Annotated in this window: 2 protein-coding genes; both read left to right on the plus strand. The window is 35.6% G+C overall.

From position 1 onward, the window contains the following. Window positions 1–351: CU044_2847 family protein (locus GSY74_RS07490; protein WP_223157504.1), on the plus strand; the 351-nt coding region annotated here is incomplete at its 5' end. A gap of 9 nt (window positions 352–360) precedes the next feature. Further along, window positions 361–2,676: a serine protease gene (locus GSY74_RS07495; RefSeq protein WP_164664480.1), complete on the plus strand. Its 2,316-nt coding sequence runs from the start codon at window positions 361–363 to the stop codon at window positions 2,674–2,676. Window positions 2,677–2,722 lie beyond the last annotated feature (46 nt).

Below are 2,722 nucleotides of genomic sequence, written 5' to 3' on the forward strand. Positions count from 1 at the left end.
GGAGCCAATCTCTATATTGAGATTGAACCAAATAGCAGTGATGAGGCTCTAAGTAGGTGGGGTGCAAAGAAGCCTACAAAATTCTCTGGAGATTTTATAGATAGACACTCGATAGGGGATGAGAGTAGTAAGATAATAGAGGGGTCAAGTGATATATTTGGCAGGGTTGGCAAGTCTATTACACATATTGGAAAAGAGATATATGATAGTATAGAGGAGCTATCTCCTGACACTGCGACTATCAAATTTGGTGTCAAGATAAACAGTGAGGTTGGTGGGATAATTTTGGTAAAAGCTGGTATAGATGCAGAGTTTAGTATCTCACTGACTTGGAACAAAGCTAAAGAGTAAGAGATTCGTATGCAAAAAAATATTCAAGATGTTCTAAAAGATATAGTTGTCTATATCAGAGTAAATGGTAAAATAGAGGGTACAGGTTTTTTTATTAATGAGTTTGGTAATATATTGACCTGTTATCATATCTTCTCAAAGGTCTCTATTCAAAAGAGTCTAGAAGAGATAAATCAGAGCAAGATAGAGATTGAGTTTCAAAACAGAACCTATCAAGCTACTGCAATACACTCAACTTATGACCCAGTAAAGCTTGATGTAATTATCCTCAAAATAGATACAGACCCACAGGATATTCATCTGGCTGATTTCAAGAGTTATGATAGTAGTAAATCTTTGGTCACCTGTGGATATAGGAGTGAGGAGCTAGATAAACACCGATGTAATGGGTTGGTGCATATCGAACACTCCGAAGATATGGCTGATAGTGATTTTATTATGTTGGATGACTCATCAAGCCATCACAAGATTATCAAAGGTTTGAGTGGTTCGCCAATTGTTGAGGAGAGTTCACAGGCTGTTGTGGGGATTATTGTTGGGCGGTTTGATGAGCGATTTAGGGAGTATGATGAGGCTATTGCTATACCTATTACCAAGATTGCAATGATATTTGAACCTCTTAATATTAAGATTGAGCAGTATAGAAAGTATCTAAAACTAGAAAGTGTTTTTATCAAAGATAAGTTCCTCTCATCAAAAAAACGAGAGAGACTCTCTGAAGATTTCTGCCGACTTTTTCTGTTTGATAGTGTGGATTTGGCTAAGTGTGGAGATTTTGAAGCTCTTTTGGATGAGATAAAAGATAGGAATCTGATTGATATCTTTATTGAGTGGATACCTCACTGGATTAATGAGGAGTTCAAAAGAGATTTGCAGATAGAGAGATTCTATTTTGAAAATAGAGAGAAGCCTCTGCTTGATATAGTCTCCGACAAAGAGGGGTCAACTTTTATCACCATTGATGGAGCTTTGAGCTGTGGTAAAACTCACATCTTGACTAAACTAAAAGATAGTTTTGAGAAGGAGTCGTGGGTCTGTTACTCTATCAAATGTTCATACTCCCCCTCAACGGCAGATGAGATAGCGATGTCGATTAGGAACTCAATCCCTATTAGTAGCACAGAGTCAAATGATATTGGTGGTCACTCTTTGGGGAGCTATATTCTCAAAAGCAAAGAGATTATGGAGAGGAGTTTTAACCATGAGATAAAAGGTATCGCACTTCTCTTTGATGATATTGATAGGATTAGTGGTGAGTTTGAGTTTGAGAAGTTTCTAAAGCTCATAGGAGAGATAAACTCCATACTCATAGGTAATCGAGTTCGCTCCAAAATGGTCATAACAGGCAATGGTCTAATTGATAGGATTGACAGTTTTGATTATCTTTTTGATTTTGTGAGAAAAAAGAAAAAGATAGTCCTCAAACCTTTTAACTATGATTCGGTCAAGAAGTTTATCATCAATGGGGGTGAGAAGGAGATACCAAATATAGATTGTGTCACGGCACGATTTTTCTATCTGACAAACGGTCACCCTGGGATTATGAGTTATATTATCCACAACAATATAATCAGAGTTGAAAAGCTATGCAACAGACTATATTGGAGAAACCTTGACCTCCAAAAGGTAGATGCAAAAGTCGATACTATCTTTGAACATATTATGCAGAAGATTGAGTTCTCTGAGCTATTTAATAAATTGGCATATTTTAGATATTTTGATGAAGAGATACTTAAAGCAGTCTATGAGAAGTGGTTCACAAATAGCTATAGAATAAAAAATCCTATTAGAGAGATTTTGAAATCCAAGACCATATTCAAGACAAATTTTGGTACAAAAACCATAAATAGAGCCATTCGAACTATATTTCTCCTGCGAAGCAGAAGGGATGAAAACCTCATTGGCTCTTTAAAAGAGGCTCAAAATATCTATAAAATGGCTCTCCAAGAGTTGATTGACTCCTATCCAAAAGGGGTTGATATTCATATTGACATAGATAGAGTGGTGCTATATCTTCAAGAGTATCTCTACTTGGAGCTTAATATTTTATACTATAACTCTAATAATTTAGTTGATATTACTCTGTTTATAGATAAATTTGAGAGTGAGATTGATAGATTAATCAATGAGATTGTCAGGATAAAACCAGAGGGGTATAAAAAGCCGATAGAGAAGATATTTTCAAAATTGAAACATAGTTTTCAAGATAGTGACTTTAAGTTTCATATCTGTTTCTTCTGCAAAGAGGAGTTTGATATACAATCTTATCGTCTGTTGATGCAGAAAATTATCTCTTTGGAGGAGGAGATAGATGAGGATGGATAAGATGATGAATCCATTTAACAGGGGGTGAATTTTGGACTTTGAAAAA

Source organism: Sulfurovum sp. bin170 (genome assembly GCF_010892395.1).
Classification (GTDB): domain Bacteria; phylum Campylobacterota; class Campylobacteria; order Campylobacterales; family Sulfurovaceae; genus UBA1140.

What these genes read in the sequence shown, in the direction of transcription:
- GSY74_RS07495 (WP_164664480.1), top strand. Translation starts at nt 361, where the DNA reads ATGCAAAAAAATATTCAAGATGTTCTAAAAGATATAGTTGTCTATATC.